The organism is Amycolatopsis sp. NPDC114478 (assembly GCF_055633805.1).
On the sequence record NZ_JBVKDO010000007.1, the window covers coordinates 387,933 to 413,042 of the forward strand.

23 protein-coding genes and 1 riboswitch are annotated in these 25,110 nt (G+C 73.3%); of the genes, 17 read left to right on the plus strand and 6 right to left on the minus strand.

Features of this window, described 5'->3' with window-relative positions:
- Positions 1-29: 29 nt before the first annotated feature.
- The 7 genes from ACZ7OH_RS22325 to ACZ7OH_RS22355 all read left to right on the plus strand — a co-directional run bounded on the left by ACZ7OH_RS22325 (position 30) and on the right by ACZ7OH_RS22355 (position 7,020).
- Complete coding sequence (locus tag ACZ7OH_RS22325) at positions 30-1,508, plus strand: potassium/proton antiporter (RefSeq protein ID WP_470282507.1); 1,479 nt, start codon at positions 30-32, stop codon at positions 1,506-1,508.
- Positions 1,509-1,532: 24 nt separating this feature from the next.
- Complete coding sequence (locus ACZ7OH_RS22330) at positions 1,533-1,751, plus strand: hypothetical protein (protein WP_470282508.1); 219 nt, start codon at positions 1,533-1,535, stop codon at positions 1,749-1,751.
- 279 nt (positions 1,752-2,030) lie between these two features.
- Positions 2,031-2,681 (plus strand): M23 family metallopeptidase, encoded by a 651-nt coding sequence (locus tag ACZ7OH_RS22335; RefSeq protein WP_470282509.1) that lies wholly within the window; start codon positions 2,031-2,033, stop codon positions 2,679-2,681.
- 82 nt (positions 2,682-2,763) lie between these two features.
- Positions 2,764-2,878, plus strand: a riboswitch (SAM riboswitch).
- A gap of 37 nt (positions 2,879-2,915) precedes the next feature.
- On the plus strand, positions 2,916-4,274 hold the full coding sequence (locus ACZ7OH_RS22340) for an aminotransferase class V-fold PLP-dependent enzyme (protein ID WP_470282510.1): 1,359 nt from the start codon (positions 2,916-2,918) through the stop codon (positions 4,272-4,274).
- 16 nt (positions 4,275-4,290) lie between these two features.
- Entirely contained in the window at positions 4,291-4,890 is a 600-nt protein-coding gene (locus ACZ7OH_RS22345; protein WP_470282511.1) for a hypothetical protein, read from the plus strand.
- Positions 4,891-5,515: 625 nt separating this feature from the next.
- The gene (lspA, locus tag ACZ7OH_RS22350; RefSeq protein ID WP_470282607.1) at positions 5,516-6,094 is read left to right on the plus strand and encodes a signal peptidase II; all 579 of its coding nucleotides are present in this window, start codon (positions 5,516-5,518) and stop codon (positions 6,092-6,094) included.
- The gene (locus ACZ7OH_RS22355) at positions 6,091-7,020 is read left to right on the plus strand and encodes an RluA family pseudouridine synthase (protein WP_400905333.1); all 930 of its coding nucleotides are present in this window, start codon (positions 6,091-6,093) and stop codon (positions 7,018-7,020) included. The genes lspA and ACZ7OH_RS22355 overlap by 4 nt, the downstream gene beginning before the upstream one ends.
- On the opposite strand, the gene ACZ7OH_RS22360 is transcribed toward ACZ7OH_RS22355, so the two are convergent.
- On the minus strand, positions 7,017-7,991 hold the full coding sequence (locus tag ACZ7OH_RS22360; RefSeq protein WP_470282512.1) for an AsnC family protein: 975 nt from the start codon (positions 7,989-7,991) through the stop codon (positions 7,017-7,019). The two genes, ACZ7OH_RS22355 and ACZ7OH_RS22360, sit on opposite strands and share 4 nt — an antisense overlap.
- A 633-nt stretch (positions 7,992-8,624) precedes the next feature.
- Between ACZ7OH_RS22360 and ACZ7OH_RS22365 the strand changes: the two genes are divergently transcribed.
- The 7 genes from ACZ7OH_RS22365 (at position 8,625) to ACZ7OH_RS22395 (ending at position 18,536) form a co-directional block, all read left to right on the plus strand.
- Positions 8,625-13,589, plus strand: a complete 4,965-nt coding sequence (locus tag ACZ7OH_RS22365; protein WP_470282513.1) for a DUF885 domain-containing protein — start codon at positions 8,625-8,627, stop codon at positions 13,587-13,589.
- A gap of 243 nt (positions 13,590-13,832) precedes the next feature.
- Entirely contained in the window at positions 13,833-15,029 is a 1,197-nt protein-coding gene (fahA, locus tag ACZ7OH_RS22370) for a fumarylacetoacetase (RefSeq protein WP_470282514.1), read from the plus strand.
- 82 nt (positions 15,030-15,111) lie between these two features.
- On the plus strand, positions 15,112-16,029 hold the full coding sequence (locus ACZ7OH_RS22375) for a YhjD/YihY/BrkB family envelope integrity protein (protein WP_470282515.1): 918 nt from the start codon (positions 15,112-15,114) through the stop codon (positions 16,027-16,029).
- An 83-nt stretch (positions 16,030-16,112) separates the two neighbouring features.
- Positions 16,113-16,379, plus strand: a complete 267-nt coding sequence (locus tag ACZ7OH_RS22380; RefSeq protein ID WP_470282516.1) for a hypothetical protein — start codon at positions 16,113-16,115, stop codon at positions 16,377-16,379.
- 19 nt (positions 16,380-16,398) lie between these two features.
- On the plus strand, positions 16,399-16,674 hold the full coding sequence (locus ACZ7OH_RS22385) for a hypothetical protein (protein ID WP_470282517.1): 276 nt from the start codon (positions 16,399-16,401) through the stop codon (positions 16,672-16,674).
- On the plus strand, positions 16,608-17,411 hold the full coding sequence (locus ACZ7OH_RS22390; protein WP_470282518.1) for an NAD-dependent epimerase/dehydratase family protein: 804 nt from the start codon (positions 16,608-16,610) through the stop codon (positions 17,409-17,411). Before ACZ7OH_RS22385 ends, ACZ7OH_RS22390 begins: the two co-directional genes overlap by 67 nt.
- A gap of 84 nt (positions 17,412-17,495) precedes the next feature.
- A complete protein-coding gene (locus ACZ7OH_RS22395; RefSeq protein ID WP_470282519.1) occupies positions 17,496-18,536 on the plus strand; it encodes an LLM class F420-dependent oxidoreductase in 1,041 nt (346 codons plus the stop codon).
- 4 nt (positions 18,537-18,540) lie between these two features.
- Here ACZ7OH_RS22395 and ACZ7OH_RS22400 read toward each other — a convergent pair whose 3' ends face one another.
- Positions 18,541-19,125, minus strand: coding sequence for a class F sortase (locus tag ACZ7OH_RS22400; RefSeq protein WP_470282520.1), 585 nt, complete (start codon positions 19,123-19,125; stop codon positions 18,541-18,543).
- A gap of 226 nt (positions 19,126-19,351) precedes the next feature.
- On the opposite strand from ACZ7OH_RS22400, the gene ACZ7OH_RS22405 reads away from it, so the two are divergent.
- Positions 19,352-20,296, plus strand: a complete 945-nt coding sequence (locus ACZ7OH_RS22405; protein ID WP_470282521.1) for a Ppx/GppA phosphatase family protein — start codon at positions 19,352-19,354, stop codon at positions 20,294-20,296.
- Between the two features lie 39 nt (positions 20,297-20,335).
- Entirely contained in the window at positions 20,336-20,518 is a 183-nt protein-coding gene (locus ACZ7OH_RS22410; protein WP_470282522.1) for a hypothetical protein, read from the plus strand.
- 4 nt (positions 20,519-20,522) lie between these two features.
- Here the strand turns inward: ACZ7OH_RS22410 and ACZ7OH_RS22415 are convergent, their stop codons facing one another.
- Genes ACZ7OH_RS22415 through ACZ7OH_RS22425 form a run of 3 tightly spaced genes read right to left on the minus strand, consistent with a single transcriptional unit; the run spans position 20,523 to position 24,037 of the window.
- The gene (locus tag ACZ7OH_RS22415; protein WP_470282523.1) at positions 20,523-22,931 is read right to left on the minus strand and encodes a glycoside hydrolase family 65 protein; all 2,409 of its coding nucleotides are present in this window, start codon (positions 22,929-22,931) and stop codon (positions 20,523-20,525) included.
- Positions 22,931-23,659, minus strand: a complete 729-nt coding sequence (locus tag ACZ7OH_RS22420) for an HAD family hydrolase (RefSeq protein WP_470282524.1) — start codon at positions 23,657-23,659, stop codon at positions 22,931-22,933. The genes ACZ7OH_RS22415 and ACZ7OH_RS22420 overlap by 1 nt, the downstream gene beginning before the upstream one ends.
- A 9-nt stretch (positions 23,660-23,668) precedes the next feature.
- A complete protein-coding gene (locus tag ACZ7OH_RS22425) occupies positions 23,669-24,037 on the minus strand; it encodes an ArsR/SmtB family transcription factor (RefSeq protein ID WP_086672905.1) in 369 nt (122 codons plus the stop codon).
- A gap of 123 nt (positions 24,038-24,160) precedes the next feature.
- Between ACZ7OH_RS22425 and ACZ7OH_RS22430 the strand changes: the two genes are divergently transcribed.
- The gene (locus ACZ7OH_RS22430; RefSeq protein ID WP_400877236.1) at positions 24,161-24,661 is read left to right on the plus strand and encodes a PaaI family thioesterase; all 501 of its coding nucleotides are present in this window, start codon (positions 24,161-24,163) and stop codon (positions 24,659-24,661) included.
- Here the strand turns inward: ACZ7OH_RS22430 and ACZ7OH_RS22435 are convergent.
- Positions 24,651-24,974: a nuclear transport factor 2 family protein gene (locus ACZ7OH_RS22435; RefSeq protein ID WP_470282525.1), complete on the minus strand. Its 324-nt coding sequence runs from the start codon at positions 24,972-24,974 to the stop codon at positions 24,651-24,653. The two genes, ACZ7OH_RS22430 and ACZ7OH_RS22435, sit on opposite strands and share 11 nt — an antisense overlap.
- Between the last annotated feature and the right edge of the window lie 136 nt (positions 24,975-25,110).

Genomic DNA, 25,110 nt, shown 5'->3' on the forward strand with positions numbered 1-25,110 from the left:
AGTGCCCACGGCACTCGGAGGGAGGCGGCATGGACCAGCTCCCCGTGCTGCTCGGCGTCGGCGGCGTCGTGCTGCTCGCGTCCGTGCTCGCCGTGCGCGTCTCCATCCGGCTCGGCCTGCCGTCGCTGCTGCTGTACCTCGGGATCGGCGTCGTGCTCGGCGAAGCCGGCTTCGGCATCCGGTTCGACAACCCCGAGCTGACCCAGTCGCTCGGCCTCGCCGCGCTCGTCATGATCTTGGCCGAAGGCGGGTTGACGACGCGCTGGTCGGCCGTGAAACCCGCGCTGGGACTGGGAATCGCATTGTCCACAGTGGCCGTCGTGGTGAGCATCGCGGTCACCGGCGCGGCGCTGCACTTCCTGCTCGGCCTCGACTGGCGGTTCGCCCTGCTGTGGGGCGCGGTGCTCGCCTCGACCGACGCTGCGGCGGTGTTCTCGGTGCTGCGCACGGCCGGGATCGGCAAACGCCTGGTCGGGGCGCTGGAGCTGGAGTCGGGCGTCAACGACGCGCCGGCGTACATCGCGGTCGTCGTGCTGGCCGAAGGCACCACTGTGGACTGGACGCTGCCGCTGCTGGTGGTCTACGAGCTGGGCGCGGGCCTGGCGATCGGGCTCGCCTTCGGCTGGCTCGGCGGGATCGCGCTGCGCCGGGCCGCGCTGCCGGCGACCGGGCTCTACCCGCTCGCGACGATCGCGGTCTGCGTGGTCGCGTACTCGTCCGGCCAGCTGGCGCACGCGTCCGGGCTGCTCGCGACGTACGTCGCCGCGCTGGTGCTGGGCAATGCGCGGCTGCCGCACCGGTCGGACACGCTGTCGTTCGCCGAGGGGCTCGGCTGGCTGGCGCAGATCGGGCTGTTCGTGCTGCTCGGGCTGTTCGCGTCGCCGAGCCGGCTGCTCGAGACGCTGGTCCCGGGCCTGGTCGCCGGCGCCGTCGTGCTGCTGCTGGCCCGGCCGATCTCGGTGGTGCTCTCGGTGCTGCCGTTCCGGCTGCCGTGGCGGGAACAGGCGTTCCTGTCGTGGGCCGGCCTGCGTGGCGCCGTGCCGATCGTGCTGGCGATGATTCCGCTGTCACGGGGCTTGCCGGGCGCGCAACGGCTGGTCGACGCGGTGTTCGTGCTGGTCATCGTGCTGACGCTGGTCCAGGGCGCGACGCTCGGGCCGCTGGGCCGCAAGCTGGGGCTGGCGACGAAGTCCGAGCCGCACGAGGTCGAGGTCGACTCCGCGCCGCTGGACGAGCTGGGCGCGGAGCTGCTGCAGGTCCGCATCCAGCGCGGGTCGAAGCTGCACGGCGTGTACTTGTCGGAGCTGAGGCTGCCGACGGGAGCGACGGTCAGCCTGGTCGTCCGCGAGGGCGCGGGGTTCACCCCCCAGAAGACGAGCCGGCTGCAGGAGAACGACCAGCTGCTGGTGGTGACGACCACGTCGGTCCGCGACGCGGTCGAGCGCCGGCTGAGAGCGGTGGACCGGGCGGGCCGGCTGGCCCGGTGGCGGGGCGAGTCGGGGCGTTAACCCGTTCGTGGTCGTGGCCGCGCTGTGACCGATCGGACGAATCCGCGGCGGCTGGGGTGGACGAGCTGCCGCCCGGGCGAGGCGGTGCTCGGGCGCGACGCGGTCGGCAAAGGCAGCGAGCTGGGCCGTTGGGAGCGCGAGTCGGCGCTCCTAGCTGCGGCGGTCCGGCCCGGGCCGGGTGAGCTGGCGGCGGGGAGCGCGGATCGGTGCTGCTGGGTCTGGCTGCGTGGCCCGACCGGGTGAGCTGGCCCGTCCGAGGCGCGAGTCGGCGCTGCTAGCTGCGGCTGCGCAGCCCCCGCCGCATGAGCTGAGCCGCCAAGCGCGCGGCCGCCGCACCCTGCGCGGCCCCCTGAACCGCGCCTTGTCCGGTCCCTGTCCACTCTCCGCGCCGACCTGGTGATCTTTTCCCGCAAGGGTGATCTTCCCCGTCCGGAATCTTCCCAATGATCCAACCTTTGGCCTACTCTCCGCCCGATCCGGTTAGTTCGAATGGGTGAGCGTTAAGCCAAAGGAGTACGCACGGTGACGAAACTGCACACTCGCCGGACGGTTCTCGCCGTCGCGATGACCGCGGCCCTCGGCTTGCTCGGCGCGCCGGCCGCGATCGCCGAGGTGGCTCCGTTCCCGGCACTCGCCCTGCCGTTCAAGGCCGGTCAGCAGGTCTACTCCGCCGGCATCCACTCCGACGACGGCAGCACCGGCGTCAAGAACGCCATCGACTTCAGCCCGGCCGACCGGACCGTGCGCGCACCTCTGGCCGGGACCGTCCACCTGCAGCACTGCGCCGGTGGCGACTGGGTCACCATCGACCACGCCGGCGGCTGGCGGACCGGGTACTACCACATGGAAGGCATCAAGGTCACCGACGGTGAGCACGTCGAGGCCGGGACCGTCCTCGGGTCGACCGGCAACGCGCTCCCGTGCGGCGGCAGCAGCACCGGCGCCCACGTGCACTTCACGCTCTGGACCGTGCCCGACGCCGCGAACTGGGACGGCAAGTCCTTCGCGGAGGTCTCGACGGCCGTCGCCCAGGCCGATGGCGAGCCCGTCGACGGCAAGACCATCGGTGGCTGGCGCTTCACCGCGGGAGCCGAGCAGTACACCGGCACCGCGACGCACCTCGCGGACAACGCCATCACGCAGCTCCCGGGACGGTTCCGCGCGAAGCTCTGAGGCCTCACCGTGTGTGAGCGGCGTCTCAGAATGTGAGGCGGGGGTTGGCCGCCGGCCGCGTTCTCGGTTACCTTCGGGCTCAGGTCATGAGTGCCAGCGCGAAGCCCCGGCTTGCTGGCCGGCAACCCTCCTACCGCGGTGGGGTGCCCCGGGTGAAGACCGGGCCGGTCGCGCCGTGCGACGGGCAAGCGCGGGCCCCTCGCCGGGGTCCCCCGGACCGCCGAGGAGGCACCGATGACTCTCGCCATCGACCGCACCAGCACGACCACCCTGGCCGCCGTCACCGCGAAAACCGTTGTCACGCAAGACATCCCGACCGTCGCGGGGGCCGCCCTGCGCGTCCCGCTCGTCACGGGCGAGACGATCGGCTACGCCAACCTCGACCACGCTGCGAGCGCCCCTTGTCTCGACGCCGTCCGCGCGAAGGTCGACGAATTCCTGCCCTGGTACGCCAGCGTCCACCGCGGCGCCGGCTTCGCGTCCCAGGTCTCCACCAAGCTCTACGAACGCACTCGCGACGTCCTTCGCCGTTTCGTCGACGCCCGCCGGACCGACACCGTCGTGTTCACCCGCAACACCACCGACTCCTTCAACCTGCTCGCCCGCAGCCTGCCGCGGCACACCACGGTGGTCGTCTTCGACACCGAGCACCACGCCGCGCTGCTGCCGTGGCAGGGCCCGAACGTCCGGCGGATCCCGACCCCGCGCACCCGCCTCGCGGCAGTGTCCGCTGTGGACGAAGCCCTCGCGGATGCCCCGCAGGGACCGCGATTGGTCGTCGTCACGGGAGCGTCCAATGTGACCGGTGAGCTGCTCCCCGTCGCCGAAATCGCCGCCGTGGCGCGCAGGCACGGCGCGCGCATCGCGCTCGACGCCGCCCAGCTCGCCCCGCACCGCCGGATCTCGATCAAGGACCTGGACGTCGACTACGTCGCCCTGTCCGGCCACAAGCTGTACGCGCCCTTCGGTGCGGGCGCCCTGATCGGGCGCGCCGACTGGCTGCGCGCCGCCCGGCCGTACCTCGCCGGCGGCGGCGCGACCAAGCTCGTCACCGAGGACGCCGTCGTCTGGAACACCGGGCCCGAGCGTCACGAAGCCGGCTCGCCCAACACCGTCGGCGTCTACGCGCTCGGCGTCGCGTGCGAAACCCTCGGCGAAAACTGGGCCGCGATCGCAAACCACGAGCAGGCCCTGCTCACCCGGCTGCGCAAGGGACTCGAAGGCATCCCGGGCTGCGCCGAGCTGCGGCTGTTCGACGCGCCGGTCGACCGCGTCGGCACGGTCAGCTTCGTCGTCGACGGCTTCGACCCGGGCTGGCTCGCCGCGGTGCTGTCGGCGGAGTACGGCATCGGCGTCCGCGACGGCGCCTTCTGCGCCCACATCGCCGCCAAGCGCCTGATCGGCGTCACCGGGGGCGCCGGGCAGCAGGCGATCCGCGTCAGCCTCGGCCTCGGCAGCACCGAGGAGCACGTCGACCGCGTGGTGCGGGCGCTGCGCCAGATCGTCGCGCGCGGGGCCCGCTGGGAGTACGCGAGGGTGGACGGCCGCTGGGCCCCGGTCGGCGACCCGCGTGAGCTGCCGCCGTTCTGCTGAGCGCTAGCCTGGCCCGATGGGGAGAGAGCGGCGGTTCTGGTTTCCGTTGGCACTGCTCGGGCTGACGCAGATCGGCATGGTGGCGCTGCAGCTGCTGTCGCGCCGCAGCCCGGCCCAGGACCAAGCCGCGAACCTCCTCCTCCGGCCGGCGGCCCCACCCGGGGTGGCGCAGTACGGCCGCGCCCAATGGCTGACCCAGGACGCCTTCTATTCCCTGGGACGAGGCCTTCCCACGGGCGCGGCCTGGCTGGTCGCGCTCGGTGTGGTGCTGATCGGCACGGCGGTCTGGTACGCGCTCGCCCTGCGGCCCGTCCGCACCGGGTGGTTCGTCCTCGGCACGATCGGCGCGCTCCTCGCCGTGCCGCTGCTCGACCTGGTCGGGTCGTGGCAGTTCCGGCTCGGCGACGAGCTGCGCGGCCCGCTGCTGGCCACCCTCGGCCTGCTGGTGCTCGCCGCGTACGAGCGCAGCAAGCTCGTCCTGCTCGCCGCGGCGGCGTTCGCGGTGATCGCGGTGGTGCTCTCGGCGGACCTGGTGGGCGTCCTCCTCTCGGCGGCCGTCCTGCTGACCGCGGCGTTCGCTGCCCTCCTGCGCCCGGCGCGCGAGGCCCTGCCGTGACGGGGAGTTCGCGGCGGTCCTGGTTCCCGTTGGCGGCGCCGGGGTTCGCCCTGCTGGTGAGGGTGGCGGTCGAGTTGTTGCCGAAGGACACCGCGCGCACGGGGCCACCAGCTGACCCGGGGCACCGGTGAGATCGGCGGCACCGGCCTCCCCGGCAACCCGCTCTCGGGTATCGCCACCGCCACCGACGTGGTCGCTCGGCCGGCTGGCCTGCGTGGTGCTCGCCGTGGCGGGCGGGTACCGGTAGTCCCGGCGGGCACGCCGCCGCGGCCCGTCCGGTTCGGGCTCGGCACCCTGGGCGCGCCGGCGGCCGTCCCGCTGCTCGACCTGGTCGGCGCGCTGGAGCCGCGGCTGCCCGGGGACGGGCGCGCCGCGCTCGGCCTGCTGGTGCCGCCCGGTTCCTGGGGGCTGTCGATGCGGTGTCCGTCCTGGTCACGGTGGTTTTCCCGACCCCGCCGGCGGGTGCGCTGATGGCGGCGGGCCTGCTGTTCGCCGTGCTCCTGCGCGGGCCGGTCACCGCCGCCGACACGGCCTGACCAGCACCGTGGAGAATGGAGCGGTGAGCACCGAGCCCAGCCACTCCGAGCCCGACACCGACGCAGCCGCCGAGGTGGCGCCCGAGACCGTGCAGGAGACGCCGGAAGAGCCGGCGACGCCGCTGCCGAAGCGCCGCGTGGGCTGGGTGTTCGCGGTCGCCGTCGTGTTCTGGGCGATCGACCTGGTGACGAAGAACCTGGTCGCCGCCAACCTCGAGGGCAAGGAGCCGGTCCGGATCCTCGGCGGGCTGATCTACCTGCAGGTGATCCGCAACCCGGGTGCCGCCTTCTCGATGGCCACCGGCATGACGTGGGTGCTCGCGCTGGTCGCCCTCGCCGTCGTCATCGCGATCATCTGGCTGTCGCGGCGGCTGCGCTCGATCGGCTGGGCCATCGGCCTCGGCCTGGTGCTCGCCGGCGCGACCGGCAACCTCACCGACCGCATCTTCCGCGCGCCCGGCGGGCTGCAGGGCCACGTCGTCGACTTCATCTCGGCGTTCGCCCCGAACGGCAAGGGCTTCGCGATCTTCAACATCGCCGACTCGGCGATCTGCGTCGGCGGCGCGCTGATCGTGCTGCTTTCGCTGCTGGGCAAGGACTACGACGGCACGTCGACCAAGGACAAGAAGAAGGCCGAAGCGCCGGAGCAGCAGGAGGAGCAGGCGTGAGCTCGCGGATGCTCCCGGTGCCCGACGGGCTCGACGGGATGCGGGTCGACGCCGGCCTCGCCAAGCTGCTCGGCCTGTCGCGGACCGTCGTCGCCGAACTCGCCGAATCCGGCGACGTGCTGCTCGACGGCCGTCCCGCGGGCAAGTCCGACCGGCTCTCCGGGGGCGGCCTCCTGGAGATCACCCTGCCGGAGCCCGCGAACCCCGTCGAGGTCGTCGCGCAGCCGGTCGAAGGCATGCAGATCCTGCACGACGACGACGACATCGTCGTGATCTCCAAGCCGGTCGGCGTCGCCGTGCACCCGAGCCCGGGCTGGACCGGCCCGACCGTCGTCGGCGGCCTCGCCGCGGCCGGCCTGCGCATCGCGACGTCGGGCGCGGCCGAGCGCCAGGGCGTCGTGCACCGGCTCGACGCCGGCACCACCGGCGTGATGGTGGTGGCCAAGAGCGAGCACGCGTACACCGTGCTGAAGCGCGCGTTCAAGGAACGCACGGTCGACAAGGGCTACCACGCGATCGTCCAGGGCCACCCCGACCCGATGCGCGGCACGATCGACGCCCCGATCGACCGCCACCCGCGGCACGACTACAAGTTCGCGGTCGTCCAGGGCGGCCGCCCGAGCGTCACGCACTACGAGGTCGTCGAGGCGTTCCGGGCGGCGTCGCTGGCGCACATCAAGCTGGAAACCGGGCGGACGCACCAGATCCGCGTCCACTTCTCGGCGCTGCGCCACCCCTGCGTCGGCGACCTGACGTACGGCGCGGACCCCGTCCTGGCCCGGCACCTCGGCCTGAGCCGCCAGTGGCTGCACGCGAAGACGCTGGCGTTCGCGCACCCGGCGGACGGCCGCTGGGTCGAGTTCGAGTCCGAGTACCCGGACGACCTGGCGAAGGCCCTGGAAATCCTGCGCGACGAGAGCTACTAGTCTTCGATCGACCAGGTGAGCGTGCGCTCGTCCGGCTCCGGCCGGGGGCTCCAGCGCACCGAAACCACGCGCGTCGCGTCCGGCAGGACGTACACGGTGTGGCCGCCCAGGGTTTCGCCCGGTTTGACGCCGATCTTGTGCGGCGGCCGGGACGTCAGCGACACCGGCGCCTTGCCGATCGCGGTGCCGTCGGCGGCGAGCAGCTCGAGGTAGTTGTCCGGCAGCGACGCGAAGGGGATCGAGCCGCGGTTGGTGATCTCGGTGTGCACGACGACCGCGCGTTCGCCCGCCTCCAGGCGGTAGCCCGCCGCACCGAACAGGTAGTCCGCCGGGTCCTGGACCTCCAGCAGCTGCACCGTCAGCTGTTCGCCCTCCAGGCCCTGGGTCGCCATGACCTCGCCGAGCTTGCCCTTCTTGCCGGTGCCGGCCGGCCGGGCGGGCTCGTCACCGCGCGCCCACGACGCCGTCTGCGGCAGGCCCCACGTGCTCACCACGGGATCGACCGGTACCGGCGGCGGGCTGAACTGCGGGCGCGGCGGCGGGCCCGGGTGGCGCCCAGACGGCGTGCCCTGGACGTTGTACGGACCCGAAGGAGCGCCTTGGACGGCGTACGGACCCGAAGGCGCGCCTTGCACGTTGTACGGACCCGAAGGCACGCCCTGCGGCCCCGGGCCGGGCGGCATCGGCGGCGCGGGCTGCTGGGGCACCGGGTGCGACGGCGGCGCGAACTGCTGCTGCGGCGGCCGGTTCGCCCACGACGGCGGCGCGCCCGCGATGGCCGCCCGCAAGCCCTGCGGATCGCTCTCGACGCCGACGAGCAGCGGCAGCCCGCTGCCGGACAGGGCGACCAGCCGGTAGGCGACCTCGCGGGGATCCATGCCGACCTTGGCCGCCAGCTCGTGCACCGCGGTCTTGCCGAGCTCGGCAAGCGCGGCGAGCAAGCGGATGTCCACGGGATCGGTCACGGCCACCCGCTGAACGCTACCGCCTCACCGATCCGCCCGCGCCGGCCCCGCCTGGCGGCGCCTTGCCGTTCCGACTGCGCCGCCGGCACCCGCCTGCGCCATCCGTGCCCGCGTGCGCCACCCGCGCCCGCGTGTGCCGGGTCCGCCCGGCGCCGTCTTGCCGATCCACCTGCGCCACCCGCGCCCGCCTGCGCAGCCCGCGCCCGCGTGTGCCGGGCCCGCCCGGCGGCGCCTTGCCGATCCACCTGCGCAACCCGTGCCCGCCTGCGCAACCCGCGCCCACGTGCGCAACCCGCGCCCACGTGCGCAACCCGCGCCCGTCTGCGCCACCCACGCCCGCGTGCGCCGGCCCCGCCCAGCGGTGCCGCCTTGGCGATGCGCCCGCCTGCCTGCGCCGCTCGTGCCCACCTGCGCCACCCGTGCCCGCCTGCGCCGTCCGTGCCCAGCGGGACCGCCTCGCAGATTTGTGTGCGCGGCCTGCGCCCGCCGTCCGTGGCGGGTGCCTGCGCCGCCCGCGCCCGGCAGGGCCACCTCGCAGATCCACCCGCGCCCGGCCCCGCCCGGCGGCTCACCGTTCTTGTCGGTGATCTCCGTTAGGGTCGGTTCCGAGCACAACACCGAAAGCTGGGGGTCCTGCCCATGACCGCGGTCACCGAACTCGCCGAGGAGTTCGTCGAAGCGCTGTTCGCCGCCGATCCGCTGACGCCCGCCCTGCTGGGTATCCGGCCGGCCGAGCCCGGCTTGCCGGACCTGTCCGCCGAGGCCGAACAAGCGCACCGGGCCACGCTCGCGGCGTTCGCCGAGCGGGCCCGCGCGCTGGACGCCGGGGAGCTGTCGGCCGAAGACCGCGTCACCCGCGAAGTCCTCATCGCCACGGCGGAAGACCGCGTCGCCGCGATCGACAGCCGGATGACCGAGTTCACGGTCACCGACGTCATGGTGGCGCCCGCGGCGTCGCTGCTGATGGTGCTGCCGATGGCGACGGTCTCGGCGGGCGACACCGCCGAGGCCCAGCTCGGCCGGCTCGCCGCCATCCCGGCGTACCTGCGCCAGGCCGCCCGGCGGCACGCCGACGGCATCGCCGCCGGGCGCACCCCGGTGGCGCACCTGGTCGAGGCCGCGGTCGCGCACCTCGACCGCTACCTCGCCGACCCGGCCACCGATCCACTGCGCCGCCAGCCGGCGCCGGACGAGGAGTTCGAGCGCCGCCGCGACGAGCTGCTCGCCGACGTCGTCCGCCCGGCCTTCGCCGAGTACCGCGAGTTCCTCGTCACCGACGTCAAGCCGCACGGCCGGCCCGCCGAGCAGCCCGGTCTGAAGTGGCTGCCGGGTGGCGACGAGACGTACGCGCGCCTGGCGAAGGTGCACACGACCACCGACCGGACGCCGGAGGAGCTGCACCGGACCGGGCTCGACATCATCGACTCGCTGGCCGCCGAGTACCGCGAGCTGGGGCAGCGGGTGTTCGGCACCGACGACCTGGCGGAGATCTTCCGGCGCTTGCGCACCGACCCCGCCCTGCGCTGGACCGGCGCCGAAGAGCTGCTGGACACCGCCCGCACCGCCGTCGCCCGCGCGACCGCGGAGGCCCCGAAGTGGTTCGGGACCGTGCCGTCGCAGCCGTGCCTGGTCGAAGCGGTGCCGGAGGAAGCCGCGCCCGGCGCGCCCCCGGCGTACTACCTGCGCCCGGCCGCCGACGGCTCCCGCCCGGGCATCTACTTCGCGAACACCTACGAGGCCACCGAACGGTTCCGGCACACGGCCGAGTCGGTCGCGTTCCACGAAGCCGTGCCGGGGCACCACTTCCAGCTGAGCGTCGCGACCGGCCTGACCGACCTGCCGCTGCTGCGCCGCATCGGCAGCTTCACCGCCTACACCGAGGGCTGGGGCCTCTACAGCGAGCGCCTCGCCGAGGAGATGGGGCTGTACTCCGGCGACGTCGCGCGGCTGGGCATGCTGACCGCCGACTCGATGCGGGCCGGCCGGCTGGTCGTCGACACCGGCCTGCACGCCCTGGGCTGGAGCCGGCAGCAGGCCGTCGACTACCTCGCCGAGCACACGCCGATGGCCCGGGTGGAGATCGAGGCGGAGGTCGACCGCTACATCGCGTGGCCCGGCCAGGCGCTGGCGTACATGGTGGGGCGGCTGGAGATCCAGCGGATCCGCGCCCGCGCCGAGGAGCGGCTCGGCTCCCGGTTCGACATCCGCGCGTTCCACGACCTGGTGCTCGCCGGGGGCGCGCTGCCGCTGTCGGCGCTGGCCTCCGCCGTCGACGAATGGGTGGCCGGCCACGGCGACACGGCGAACGGCCTGGCCGCCGAGCTGGTCGAGCTGACCTTCGAGCACGAGCCGCTGTTCCCGTCGGTCTACGGGCTGCCCGGCGACCACGACCGGCTCGCCGACCAGAGCCGGGCGGCGCAGGAGAAGTACCGCGCCGCCTACCGGGAGCTCGCCGCCCGGGCCCGCGCGCTGCCCGCCGAGGCGCTGACGGCGGAAGAGGCCGTGACGCGCGAGGTCGTGGTCGCGGCCGCCGAGGTCGAGGCCGACCGACTCGGCGCCCGCAGCGCCGACATCGCGGTCAGCGACGGGCTGACCGCGCCCGCACTGGCGCTGCTGCTGTACCTGCCCCACTACAAGCTCGACGACGAGAAGAAGGCACGCGGCTACCTGGCCCGGCTCGCGGCGATCGGCACGTACCTCGAGCAGCTGACCGAGCGGCAGCGCGAGAGCCTGGCCGACGGGCTCGTTCCGGCGGCCTACCTCGCCCGCGTCGGCATCGAGTACATCGAGCGCTACCTCGCCGCGCCGGAGTCCGACCCGCTGAAGGTGGGCACCACCGCGGCGGTCGAGGGCTTCGAAGCCGAGCGCGACCGGCTGCTCGCCGAGGTCGTCCACCCCGCTTACGTGCGCTACCGCGACTTCCTGCGCACCGAGGTCGAGCCGGTCGGCCGGCCCGACACCGCGCCCGGCATCGGGCACGTGCCGGGCGGCGCGGAGCGGTACGCCGCGCTGATCCGCGCGGAGACGACGACCGAGCGCACGGCCCAGGACCTGCACGACACCGGGCTGGCGCTAATCGCGAAGCTCGCGGACGAGTACCGCGAACTGGGGCAAAAAGTCTTCGGTACCACCGAACTCACCGAAATCTTCGAGCGGCTGCGCACCGACCCCGAGCTGCGCTGGCGTGACGGCGAGGAGCTGCTGGCCGCGGCCCGCGACGCCATCGCGCGCGCGGAAGCCGTGGCACCGCGGTGGTTCTCGAGCATCCCGGCGGAGAAGTGCGAGGTCGCGCCGGTGCCCGAGGCCGACGCGGCGAGCGGCACGATCGCGTACTACCTCCAGCCGTCGCTCGACGGCACGCGGCCGGGAACCTACTACGCCAACACGTACGAGGCCGACAAGCGCCCGCGCTTCACCAGCGAGGCGATCGCGTTCCACGAAGCCGTGCCGGGCCACCACTTCCAGCTCAACCTGGCCCAGGAGCTGACGGACCTGCCGCTGCTGCGCCGGATCGGCATGTTCAACGCCTACGCCGAAGGCTGGGGCCTCTACGCGGAGCGGCTCGCCGACGAGATGGGCCTGTACTCCGACGACGTGGCCCGGCTGGGCATGCTCACGCAGGATTCGATGCGGGCGGGCCGGCTCGTCGTCGACACCGGGATGCACGCGCTGGGCTGGAGCCGGCAGCAGGCGATCGACTACCTCGTCGACCACACGCCGATGGCGCGGATGGAGATCGAGGCGGAGATCGACCGGTACGCCGGCTGGCCGGCCCAGGCCCTCGGGTACATGGTCGGGCGGCTGGAGATCCAGCGGCTGCGCGCCGAGTGCGAGGAGGCGCTCGGCGACCGCTTCGACATCCGCGCGTTCCACGAAGTCGTGCTGGGCCACGGCATGCTGCCGCTGTCGGCGCTGGCCAAGGTGGTCACGGACTGGGTCGCGGCCCAGGGCGACACCGCCGACCGGCTGGCCGACGAGTGCCTGGAGCTGATGTTCGAGGCGCAGCCGCTGCTGCCGTCGCTCTACGGCCTGCCCGGTGCGCACGACAAGCTCGCCGACCAGTCCGCCGAGGCGATCGCCCGGCAGCGCGCCGGGTTCGCCGCGCTCATCGCGCGGGCCGAGGCGCTCGAGGCGCTGCCGCCCGCCGAGCGCGTCACGCGGGACGTCGTGATCTGGCAGGCCCGCACGCTGATCGACGTGCTGGACTCGGGCCGCGCGGACATCGCGGTGAGCGACGGGCTGGCCGCGCCGGCGCTGGAACTGCTGATGATGCTGCCGCAGACGGTGCTCGACGACGAGGCCAAGGCCCGCGGCTACCTGAGCCGCCTCGGCGCGATCGGGACGTACCTGGACCAGCTGATCGAGCGGCAGCGGGCCGCGCTCGCCGCGGGCCTGACGCCGCCGGAGTTCCTGGCGCGCATCGGCGTCGGCTACGTCGAGCGGTACCTCGCGGCGCCGGACGGCGACCCGCTGAAGGTGCCGGTCCACGGGCTCGAGGCCGAGCGCGACCGGTTGCTGGCCGAGGTCGTGCGGCCCGCGTACGCGCGGTACCGCGACTTCCTGGCCGACGAGGTCGTGCCGGTCTCGCGGCCGGAGTCGTCCCCGGGCATCGGCGATCTGCCGGGCGGCGCGGAGCGGTACGCGGCGCTGATCCGCGCGGAGACGACGACCGAGCGCACGGCCCAGGACCTGCACGACACCGGGCTGGCGATCATCGAGCGGCTGGTGGGGGAGTACCGCGAGCTCGGGTCGAAGGTGTTCGGCACCACGGACCTCGCGGAGATCTTCGACCGGATCCGCACGGACCCGGCGTTGCGTTGGCGCGACGGCGACGAACTGCTGGACGCGGCGCGGACGACGATCGCGCGGGCGGAAGCCGTGGCACCGCAATGGTTCCTGCGGGTCCCGGAGCAGAAGTGCGAGGTCGCGCCGGTGCCGGCCGCCGAGGCGGAAAGCGGCTCGATCGCGTACTACATCGACGCGTCGCTGGACGGTTCGCGCCCGGGCACGTACTACGCGAACACGCACGAGGCCGACCAGCGGCAGCGGACGCTCGGGGAGGCGGTGGCCTTCCACGAAGCCGTGCCGGGGCACCACTTCCAGCTGACGCTCGCGCAGCAGCTGACGGGAGTCCCGCTGCTGCGCCGGATCGGCATGTTCAACGCGTACGCCGAGGGCTGGGGGCTGTACGCGGAGCGGCTGGCCGACGAGATGGGGCTGTACTCCGACGACGTGGCCCGGATCGGCTTGCTGACGCAGGATTCGATGCGCGCGGCGCGGCTGGTGGTCGACACGGGCCTGCACGCGCTGGGCTGGAGCCGGCAGCGGGCGGTGGACTACCTGGTCGAGAACACGCCGATGGCCCGGATCGAGATCGAGGCGGAGATCGACCGCTACGCGGGCCACCCGGGCCAGGCGCTGGGGTACATGGTGGGCCGCCTGGAGATCGAGCGACTGCGGACGGAGGCGGAGCAGGCGCTGGGCGACCGGTTCGACATCCGCGAGTTCCACGACACGGTGCTGGGCAGCGGAACGGTCCCGCTCCCGGTCCTGGCCGACGTGGTGTCCGAGTGGGTGGCGGCCCGCGCGAAGGGGATCCACTAGGGAGGTGGCGGCCGGTTTCACCCGGCCGCCAGGGCGCGGGGCCAGGCCGGCCGGGGCGCCCCTGGCGGGCGGGAGCTGGCTTGACCCGGCCGCCGGCCGGCGACCTGGCCGGTCGGAGGTGGCATCACCCGGGCAGCGACCTGGCCGGTCGGCGCCACCCGCGGGCGGCCTCGCCACCCCCGGCCGGCCTCGCAACCCCGGCCGGCCACCGTCCATTGCGGACATTCGACCTGAGGAGCACACGTGACCTGGCTCGACCTCGCCGACGACACCCCGTTCGGCCTGGACAACCTGCCCTACGGCGTCTTTTCCGTCGGCGGCGCGCCCGAGCGGCGCATCGGCGTGCCCGTCGGTGAGCACGTCCTCGACCTGACTGCCGCCGCCGAGGAGACCGCCGCCCCATTCGCGCCGCTGGTCGCCGGTGGCGTCCTCAACCCCCTGCTCGCCGCCGGGCCCGACACCTGGCGGGAGGTACGCGAAAACCTCCGGATTTGGCTCACCGAACCCCGCTACGCCGACCAGCTCCGCCCGCACCTCCACCCGCTGGCCGAGGTCACCACGCACCTCGCCTTCGAAGTCGCCGACTACGTCGACTTCTACTCCAGCGAGCAGCACGCCCTCAACGCCGGCCGGATCTTCCGGCCCGATGCCGCCGAGCTGCCGCCGAACTGGAAGCACCTGCCCATCGCCTACCACGGCCGGGCGGGCACGGTCGTCGCGTCCGGCACGCCCGTCGTCCGCCCGCACGGGCAACGCAAGCCGCGCACCGCCGATGCGCCCTCCTTCGGCCCGTCGCAGCGGCTGGACATCGAAGCCGAAGTCGGGTTCGTGGTCGGCGTTCCGGGCACCCGGGTGTCCACCGCGGGCTTCGCGGACCACGTCTTCGGCGTCTGCCTGGTCAACGACTGGTCGGCCCGCGACCTCCAGGCCTGGGAGTCCCAGCCGCTGGGCCCGTTCCTCGGCAAGTCGTTCGCGACGTCGGTGTCGCCGTGGATCGTCCCCCTCGCCGCGCTCGAGCACGCGCGGGTCGACGGCCCGCCGCAGGACCCGCAGCCGCTCGACTACCTGCGCACCACCGAGAAGTGGGGCCTCGACCTGGCGATCGAAGTCCGGCTCAACGGCCATCTCGTGTCCAGCCCGCCGTTCGCGACGCAGTACTGGACGGCGCCGCAGCAGCTGGCGCACCTGACGGCCAACGGCGCGAGCCTGCGCACCGGCGACCTGTTCGCCTCGGGCACCGTCACCGGCCCGGAGCGCGACCAGCGCGGCTCGTTCCTCGAACTGTCCTGGGGCGGCCGGGAACCACTCGACCTCCCGGACGGTCAGACCCGCACGTTCCTGGAGGACGGCGACGAGGTCGCGATCAGCGCGACGGCCCCGGGGCCGGGCGGCACGCGGATCGGCTTCGGGGAGGTGCGCGGCACGGTCGTCCCCGGCTGACGCGTGACGTTCCCCCGGCCACCGGGTCCGGACTGCGGGGGACACGTGCGGATGAGAGGGTCGGCCGGTGGACAAAGCCGTCGTGAGGAAACCGCTCCGGCGGGTCGGGGCGACGCTCGCCCGGTACCGCGAACGCGACGGCGACCACTACGCCGCCGCGGTCACCTTCTTCAGCCTGCTCGCGCTGGTGCCGCTGGTCATGGTCGCCGTCTCGGTGGCCGGGTTCGTGCTGGCCGGCGACCGGCTGCTCGCCACCGAGCTCGACCGGGTCATCGACGGCGCCCTGCCACCCGAGATTGCCGGGCGGGTCAACGACGTCGTGCACACCGTCGTCGGGGAACGCGGGCGGATCGGGCTGCTCGCGCTGACCGTCGCCGCGTACTCGGGCTGGAGCTGGATCAGCAACGTCCGCGACGCCGTCACCGCGATGCTCGGGCAGGAGCGCACCACCCGGCCGCTGCTGCGCGGGATCGCCGCGGACGTCCTGGCGCTGGTCGGGGTCGGGCTCGCGATGGCCGTGTCGTTCGGGCTGGCCGCGCTCACCGGCGCGGCCGGGACGTGGCTGCTCGGCTTGACCGGGCTGGCCGGCGGGTTCGCGCAGTTCGTCCTCGTCGCGGGTTCGCTGCTGCTCGGCCTCGCGGCGAACTGGCTGGTCATCGCGTGGTGCCTGGCCCGCCTGCCGCGCCGGCCGCTGCCGCTGCGGTCGACGTTGCGCCCGGCCGGGGCCGCCGCCGTCGGGCTCGCCGCGCTCCAGCAGGCCGGCGGCCTGTACCTGCACCTGCTCGGCCGGTCGCCCGCGGTCGCGGCGTTCGGCACGCTCGTCGGCGTGCTGCTGTTCGTCTACCTGGTGGTCCGCTGGCTGCTGATGGTCACGGTGTGGCTCACGGTCCGGGACGACCCGCCGCCCGGCACGCTCGCCGCCGACGTCCGCTACGCCGGGACGACGCTCGGGGCCGGCGCCTCGGCGGAGCTGGTGGTCCGCACCCTGACCGGCCGCTGAGCGGCGGCCTCGATCGGGTGTGATCCGGCCCACCGGCCGGGCGCGTTGACTTCAAGTGCTTGAAGTCCCGCACGCTGGCTCCCATGGCGGCCGGAGTCGAGCAGCTGTGGTTGACGATCCTCGAGGCGTCCCGGCGCAGCGGGCTCAGCGAGCCGACGTTGCGCTACTACGAGCAGCGTGACCTGTTCGACCACCACGCCGACCGGCTGGAAGCCGAGATCGAGCGGTTGCGCCTGCGGCTGGAGTACCTCCGGCTCAAGGCGCGGCTCTGGGACGCCCGCGACCGCGGCGACACCGGCTCGGCGCACCGGCTCCTCCCGCCGCTCCGGTCGCTGATCGACCGATTCTGACCATCCACAAAGGACTGACATGAACGACGACCGAGCGCTCGTCCTGGTTACCGGGTACCTCGGCGGCCACACCCTCGCGCGGCTGCCGGCCGACGGCCACCGGGTCCGCACCACCGTGCGCGACCTCGACCGCGCGGCCGAGGTCCGGGCCGCCGCCGGGCCCGGTGACCTGGAGGTGGTGGCCGCGGATCTCGACGCCGACGCCGGCTGGGCCGCGGCGACCGAGGCGTGGACTACGTCCTCCACCTCGCGTCTCCGTTCCCGCCCGCCGCGCCCGAAAACGACGACGAGGTGATCCGCCCGGCGCGCGACGGCGCCGTGCGGGTCCTGGCCGCGGCGCGGGAGGCCGGGGTCCGGCGGATCGTGCTGACGTCGTCGTTCGCCGCGATCGGGTACAGCGCCGCGCCGCGGGAGAAGTACACCGAAGCCGACTGGACGGACCTCGCCGATCCCAACAGTGCCTACGTCCGGTCGAAGGTGATCGCCGAACGCGCCGCGTGGGAGCAGGTGCGGGTGGCGGGCGGCCCGGAGCTGGCGGTGATCAACCCGGCCGGCATCTTCGGACCGGTCCTCGGCGGGCGCCTGTCGTCGTCGGTCTCGCTGGTGCGGGCGATGCTCGACGGCGCGGTGCCGGTGGTGCCGCCGCTGTACTTCGGCGTGGCCGACGTCCGCGACGTGGCCGACGTCCGCGACGTGGCCGACCTGCACGTACGGGCGATGACCCATCCCCGGGCCGCGGGGGAGCGGTTCCTCGCCGCGGCCTGGGAGCCGATCGGTTTCCTCGGGCCGGCCCGGATCCTCGCCGGAAGCGGGCACGCCGTGACCACGACCGAGCTGACCGCCGAGCAGGTGCGCACCGCGGCCGAAACCGATCCGGCCCTGCGGGAAGCGGCCGCTCGCCTCGGCCGCGTGCCCGTCATCCGCACCACCAAGGCGAGGACCGTGCTCGGCTGGCGGCCCCGCCCGGTCGGGGAAACGGTGGCCGACACCGCCCGCAGCCTCCTGGCCGCCGCGGAAGGGGAGCCCGCCTGAGTGGCGGCGCGCACATCGTCCCGGCGCGCGGCGCCCGGCCCCAGTAAGCTCCGGCTAAGCGCTTGCTCAGCAACGGAGGTGGCCATGCGGATCGGGACCGCGATCAACTACGCCGGAGGCTTCGCCGACAGCGTCGCGGACATCGTCGAGCTGGAGAAGGTGGGGCTCGACGTCGCGTTCGTTCCCGAGGCCTACTCCTTCGACGCCGTGAGCCAGCTCGGTTACCTGGCGGCGAAGACCGAGCGCGTCCAGCTCGCGTCGGGCATCTTCCAGATCTACACGCGCACGCCGACGCTGACCGCGATGACCGCGGCCGGCCTCGACTTCGTCTCCGACGGGCGGTTCATCCTCGGGCTCGGCGCCTCCGGGCCGCAGGTCATCGAGGGCTTCCACGGCGTGAAGTACGACGCGCCGCTGGCCCGCACCCGCGAGATCGTCGAGATCTGCCGCCAGGTGTGGCGCCGCGAACGCGTGGTCCACGACGGCAAGCACTACACGATCCCGTTGCCGCCGGAGCAGGGCACCGGCCTCGGCAAGCCGCTCAAGCTGATCAACCACCCGGTGCGCGAGCGCATCCCGGTGCTGCTGGCCTCGCTCGGGCCGAAGAACGTCGCGCTCACCGCGGAAATCGCCGAGGGCTGGCAGCCGATCTTCTTCCACCCGGAGAAGGCGGCCGACGTCTGGGGCGAGTCCCTGGCGGCGGGCAAGGCCAAGCGCGACCCGGCGCTGGGCGAGCTCGACACGTTCGTCAGCGCCGCCCTGGCGATCGGCGACGACGTCGAGCCGCTGCTCGACCACCTGCGCCCGATCGTGGCGCTCTACGTCGGCGGCATGGGCGCGCGGGGCAAGAACTTCTACAACGACCTCGCCTGCCGCTACGGCTACGAGGCCGAGGCGAAGCTGATCCAGGACCTGTACCTGGACGGCAAGAAGGAAGAGGCCGCGGCGGCCGTGCCGGTCGAGCTGCTGCGCTCGATTTCGCTGGTCGGCCCGGCGGGGTACGTGAAGGAGCGCTTGGCGGCGTTCAAGGAAGCGGGCGCGACGACGCTGGTGGTCAACCCGCTGCTCCCGGGCCGCGAGGCACGCGTGGCGGCGGTGGCCCAGCTGCGCGAGCTGCTCGGCTGAGCCGCTAGACCGGCGTCGCGTACACGGCCACCCGCGGCGTGTCCACGCCGGCGAAGTCGTGGGTCCCGTCGCTGGTGATCAGTCGCAGCTCGGCGCCCGACCCGTCCGGGGCGACGAGCGTGCTGTCCGGCTCGTCCGGCGGGAACGTCTCCGTCCGCCGGACCGTGAAACGCGCTTCGCGGCCGTCGTCGTCGCGGACCAGGACCGCCGCGCCCGGCTGGAGGGTTCCGAGGTGGGCGAACGCGCCTCGCGAGAACCCGAAGCCCGCGTGCCCGGACAGCACGGCCACGCCCGGGGCGCCCGGAGCAGGTCCGTCGGCGAACCAGCCGACACCCTGGGCCGTGCCGGGCTGCTCGCGGCGGCCGGCGATGTGGCCGAGGTCGACGAGGTGGCTCACGGCGAGTCCGAGGTCGGGGATCACCAGCGCGGTGGGCAGGACACCCGTGGCCGGCCGGTCCTCGGCCGCCGCGCCCGGGGTGAGCGGCACGCTCGGCGCCAGCACGGTCGTGACGCCGAGCAGGACACAACCGAGCCCGGCCACCACCGCGAGCACGGCGGCGGCCGGCCCGACGAACTTCCCCTGCCGCACGCCGGTAAGTCGGGAGAGCGGGAACGGGCGTTACCGAATCGTGTCCAGGGGTGTCCTGGTTCACTCGATCGGGTTATGCGGCTGTGACCTTCACGTCAACAGAGCACATCCGGAGGAGGTAAATCCGACAATTCCCGGCGAACTGCCACGAATTCCGGCAGAATTCCTGGTTTCGACCTGTCGAACCGGGGATATCCATCGGGGCGGAAGCGAGGTGCGCCGAGTCGTGCGGAAAATCGAAGAGCCCGCGGTGGGCGTGCTGGACGTCGGATCGTTCAGTGCCCGCCTCGTCGTGGTGCCGGTCGACGGCTCGCCGCGCGAGCCGGTGCTGAACCACCAGACGCGGCTGCGCCTCGACCGCGCGCTCGACGACCGCGGCCGGCTCACCGAACGCGGCATCGCCGACATCACGGCCGCCGTCGCCGCCGGCATGACGGCTGCCTACCGCCACGGCGTCACCGACGTCTACCCGTTCGCGACGTCCTCGATCCGCGACGCCGCCAACGCGGCCGACGTCGTCCGGCACGTCGCCGGCGAAACCGGCGTCGAGCTGCGGTTCCTCTCCGGCCGCCGGGAAGCCGAGCTGACCTACCTGGCCGCCCGCCGCTGGTACGGCGTCGAGGCCGGCCCGCTGCTGGTCCTCGACATCGGCGGCGGGACGGTCGAGCTCGCCGCCGGCCGCGGCGACAAGGCCACCTTCGCGCGTTCGCTGCCGCTGGGCGCGCGGTCGATGACCCGCGACTGGCTGCCGGGCGAGCGCGTTTCGACCAAGCAGGTCAAGGCGCTGCGCGCGCACGCGCTCGACGTCGTGACCACCGCGCTCGCTGCCGCGGACGTCGACGACCCGACGGTCGTCGGCTGCTCGAAGGTGCTGCAGCAGCTCGCGCGGCTGGCCGGGGCGCGGCCGAACAAGTGCAAGGAACTGCGGCTGGAAGACCTGCGCGACTGGATCCCGCGGCTCGCCGCGCTGCCGCCGTCGAAGCGAGCGAAGCTGCCGGGCATCTCCCGCAGCCGCGCGCACCAGGCGCTGGCGGGCGCGATCGTGGCCGAGGCGCTGCTGACGGTCGCCGGCGGCAAGGTCGCGATCTGCCCCTGGTCGACCCGCGACGGTCTGCTGCTCAGCCTGCAGGACCGCGCGCGGGAGAAGGCGGCCAAAGGCGTCGCCGCCTGACCGCTGGCCGTGGCCGGGAAAACCGGGTATCCGGAGAGCATGAGCGAGCAGCAGCGCATCCACACCCTGGACGACGAAGACGACGAACTCCCGAAGCTGCCGAAACCGGGCCAGCTGACGCACGACGTGCCGACCGCGCCCGACCCGGACGTCAGCCCGGGCGGGACCGACGAGATCCCGGCCCCACCCGGGCGGGAGGCCGCCAGCGACCTCCCGCAGTGACGCCTCAGTCGGAGTAGACCTCGCTGATCGGGTTCGCCGGTTCGGCGTACTGACGCAGCTTTTCCGAGTCGCGCCGCATGGGCGCGCGGCCGGGCGGCTGCTTCGGTGGATCGCCCGCGTCGATCTTCGGGATCGCGAACCGCTGCGGCTCCGGGGTGAGCGTGATGCGCTCGCCGTGGTGCAGCACTTCCAGCGGGTCGCCGTCGAGCACGTGGTAGGTCGCCTGGTCGCGGTCGATCTCGACCTGGAACCGCGTGCCGCGGAACATCAGCCGGAAGGTGATCCGGTCCAGCTGCGGCGGCAGCCGCGGCGCGAACGCCAGCGTCCCGCCGTGGTCGCGCAGGCCGCCGAAGCCGGCCACCGCGCCCTGCCACGCCCCGGCCAGCGACGCCATGTGCAGGCCGTTGCGCACGTTGTTGTGCACGTCGTGCAGGTCGGTCAGCGCCGCTTCGGCCAGGTAGTCGTAGGCCAGGTCGAGGTGCCCGACCTCGGCCGCGACCACCGCCTGCGTCCCCGCCGACAGCGAGGAGTCCCGCACGGTCCGCGCCTCGTAGTAGGCGAAGTCGCGGGCCTTCTCCGCCGGGCTGAACGAGTCGCCGCACAGGTGCAGCGCCAGCACCAGGTCCGCCTGCTTCACGACCTGCTTGCGGTAGAGGTCGAAGTACGGGTAGTGCAGCAGCAGCGGGTAGTGCGCGATGTCGGTGTGCTCGTAGTCCCACTCGTCGTGGTCGAGGAACCCCTCCGACTGCGGGTGTACGCCGAGCTCTTCGTCGTAGGGCAGGTACATCGCCGCGGCGGCCGCGCGCCAGGAGTCCAGCTCGACGGTGTCGACGCCGAAGTGCGCCGCCACGTCCGGGTGCCGCTCGCACGAGTCCGCGGCGGCCAGCAGGTTCCGGCGCGCCATCAGGTTCGTGTAGACGTTGTTGTCCGCCACGGCCGAGTACTCGTCGGGCCCGGTGACGCCGTCGATGCGGAAGTCGCCGTGCCGGTCGTGGTGCCCCAGCGACGCCCACAGCCGCGCCGTTTCCAGCAGCAGCTCGGTGCCGTAGTCGCGCTCGAACTCCTCGTCGCCGGTCGCGTTGAGGTACCGCAGGACGGCGTCGGCGATGTCCGCGCTGACGTGGAACGCGGCCGTGCCCGCCGGCCAGTACGCCGAGCACTCGGCGCCGTTGATCGACCGCCACGGGAACGCCGCGCCGCGCAACCCCAGCTGGTGCGCGCGTTCCCGCGCTTTGTCCATTGTGGAGTGACGCCAGCGGAGGGCGTCGCGCGCCGCGTCCGGCATCGTGTAGGTCAGCACCGGCAGGACGAACGACTCGGTGTCCCAGAAGGCGTGGCCGTCGTAGCCCGGGCCGGTCAGGCCCTTGCCCGCGATCGCGCGGCTTTCGCCGCGGGCCCCGGCCTGCAGGAGGTGGAACAGCGCGAAGCGCACGGCTTGCTGCAGCTCGGGATCGCCCTCGACCTCGATGTCCGAGGTGGCCCAGAAGTCGTCGAGGAACTGCCGCTGCTCGGTGATCAGGCCCTTCCAGCCGGTCTGGCGCGCGCCCGCGAGCGCGGCCTCGACCTGCGACCGCAGCGCGGGGACCGAGCGCTGCGCGGACCAGCCGTAGGCGAGGAACTTCGTGATGCGCAGCCGGCCGCCCTTCGGCACGTCGACCGCGACGGTGAGCCGCGCGAGGTCCTCCTCGGAGTGGATGCGGGCGCGGATCCCGTCGTCCACCTCGATCTTGTGGTCCATCGCCGCGGCCATCCGCAGCCCCGAACGGCGGGTCTGGTGCACCAGCACGGCGTTGTAGTCCGACGCGCGGTGGAACTCGCCGACCAGCGGCGAGTTCAGCGCGGCGGCCACCCGCGGGTCGCTGGTGTCGGACTCGATCGGCTCGTTGGCCAGCAGGTCGGACTGGACGACAAGCTGCAGGTCCTCGTCGAGCGGCTCGACCTCGTACCGGATCGCGGCGATCGCGCGCTGGGTGAACGACACCAGCCGCTCGGTGCGCACGCGGACCCGCCGCCCGGTCGGCGACGACCACTCGGTGGTCCGGCTCAGCGTGCCCTTGCGGAAGTCGAGCACGCGGTCGTGCGCGGTGGCCGCGCCGTAACGCATGTCCAGCGGCTCGTCCTCGACGAGCAGCCGGATGATCTTGCCGTCGGTCACGTTGACGACGGTCTGGCCCTCTTCGGGGTAGCCGTAGCCCGCCTCGGCGTAGGGGAGTTCGTGCTGCTCGTAGAAACCGTTGAGGTAGGTGCCGGGCAGCCCGCGCGGCTCGGCTTCCTCGAGCGTGCCGCGCAGCCCGATGTGCCCGTTCGACACCGCGAACGCGGACTCGGTGCGCTGCAGCGCGTCGACGTCCATGCCGCGCCAGCGCAGCTCCCACGGCGAGCACTCGTAGCCGCGGGGTTCTTCTTCGGTCATCAATCCTCCAGCAGGTCGGCGAGGTCGTCGACGACGATGTCGGCCCCGTGCGCCTTCAGCTCGGCGGCCTGGTCGGCCCGGTTCACGCCCACGACGTAGCCGAAGCCGCCGGCCTTCCCGGCCTGGACGCCGGACTGGGCGTCCTCGAACACGGCCGCGTGCGCGGGTTCGACGCCGAGCGCCGCGGCGCCGGCCAGGAACGAGTCCGGCGCGGGCTTGCCCTTGAGGTTCCGTTCGCGGATGACGAGGCCGTCGATGCGAGCCTCGACGTACTTGCTCAGGCCGGCGGCGTCGAGCACCTTCGCGCCGTTCGCGGACGACGTCACGACGGCGATGTGCAGGCCCGCGGACTTGACGGCCTCGAGGTAGCGGATCGAACCGGGGTAGGGGTTCACGCCGCGCTCGTCGATGATCTTCAGGACGAGCTCGTTCTTGCGGTTGCCCAGGCCGTTCACGGTCGGGGCGTCCACCGGGTCGTCGGGCGTGCCTTCCGGCAGCTCGATCCCGCGCGAACGCAGGAATTCGCGGACGCCGTCGGCGCGCGGGCGGCCGTCCACATAGGTCGCGTAGTCCTGCGCGGTGAACTCGCGGAAGTTTTCGCCGTCGCGGGCGCGCAGAAACTCGTCGAAAGTCCGTTTCCAGGCTTCGCTGTGGAGTACGGCCGTACCGGTGAGCACTCCGTCGAGGTCGAACAGGCAGGCGGTGATGGTCTCGGGCAATCCCGTCATGCCCGCACGCTACCGGTCACCCCGATCGGGTGTGGGCTCCTGGGGGTGCGGCCGCACCCGATGGATGAGTTCGTGCACCGTCGCGTCCGCGAGCCGGTAGCGCACGACGCGTCCGGTGCGCTGCGTGGTGACCAGCCCGTGCGCCCGCAGCAGCCGCAAGGCCTGCGACACCGCGGTGTCGGTCATCCCGGTGACCGCGGCGAGGTCGGTGACGCTGATTTCGCGCGCGTAGTGGATCGACACCAGCAGCGCCAGCCGGGAGGGGTCGGCGACGACGGAGAACCGCTGGGCCCATTCGTCGATGACGGCGCGGTCGCCCAGGCCGTCGACCGCCGCCGCGACGCGTTCCGGGTCGATCAGCTTGCGGTCGGTGCTCACCCCCGGATGATTCCACCCGGCCCGCGGGCGGACCACCGGTGGCCTGGGTCACGCGCGCTTGACGACGGCGGGGTGGGCGGGCGAAGCTGCGATTAAGACAGTTGTCATAGTCGAGGAGCCGGGATGACCGACGTCGAAGCGCAGGTCCGTTCGAAGACCATCACGTGGCAGGACCCGCTGGCGACGGCCCGGCTCGGGGCCACCATGTCCGGGTTCGACTACCTGACCGCCGTCGCCGAGGGGCGCGTCCCCGGCCCGCCGATCGCCGCGCACTTCGGGCTGCGCTGGGAGCACATCGGCCACGGCGAGGTCGTCGCGGTCGCCGAGCCGGACGAGTCGCTGTACAACCCGATCGGGATGGTCCACGGCGGCGTCGCGGCCACGATGCTGGACTCGGTGGTCGGCTGCGCGGTGCACACGACGCTGCCGGCCGGCGTCGGCTACTCGTCGGTGGAGCTGAAGGTGAGCTACCTGCGGGCGATCCACGCGGGCCGCGGCGAAATCCGCGCGACCGGCCGCGTCGTTAAGGAGGGGTCGCGGATCGCGTTCGCCGAGGGGGAGATCCGCGACGCCGAGGGCAAGCTGCTGGCCACGGCGTCGGGAACCTGCGTCATCACGCGCTGAGCGGCTGCTTGACGTCCCAGTGCTCGACAAGGAGACCGTCCTCGACACGCAGGACGTCGACGACGGCGGTGCCCGCGACGTGCAGGTGCACCATGACGAGGTCGTTCTCCGCGACGACGTGCTTGATCTCCGCGGTCGCGCCGGCCAGCGGCGAGTTCCTGACGGCGTCGGCGAACGCATCGCGGCCGTCGGGCAGGCCGGGGCTATGGGTGACGAAATCGGGGTGGAGCGCGGCTTTGGCCGCGTCGAAGTCCTTGCGCACGAACAGGTTCTCGAGGCAGTCGACGACGATCATGCGGTTCGTTTCGCTCATGTCCCGATTCTCGCGCGGGCGTCGATTACGTCGGGGGTAATCACCGGGGCGGGCTGACGCGCCGGGCGCGAATCGCGTCGTCGCCGCCGAAGCGGCCGATGACCGCCGCCAGGAGGGCGCGGGCGTCGGCGATCCG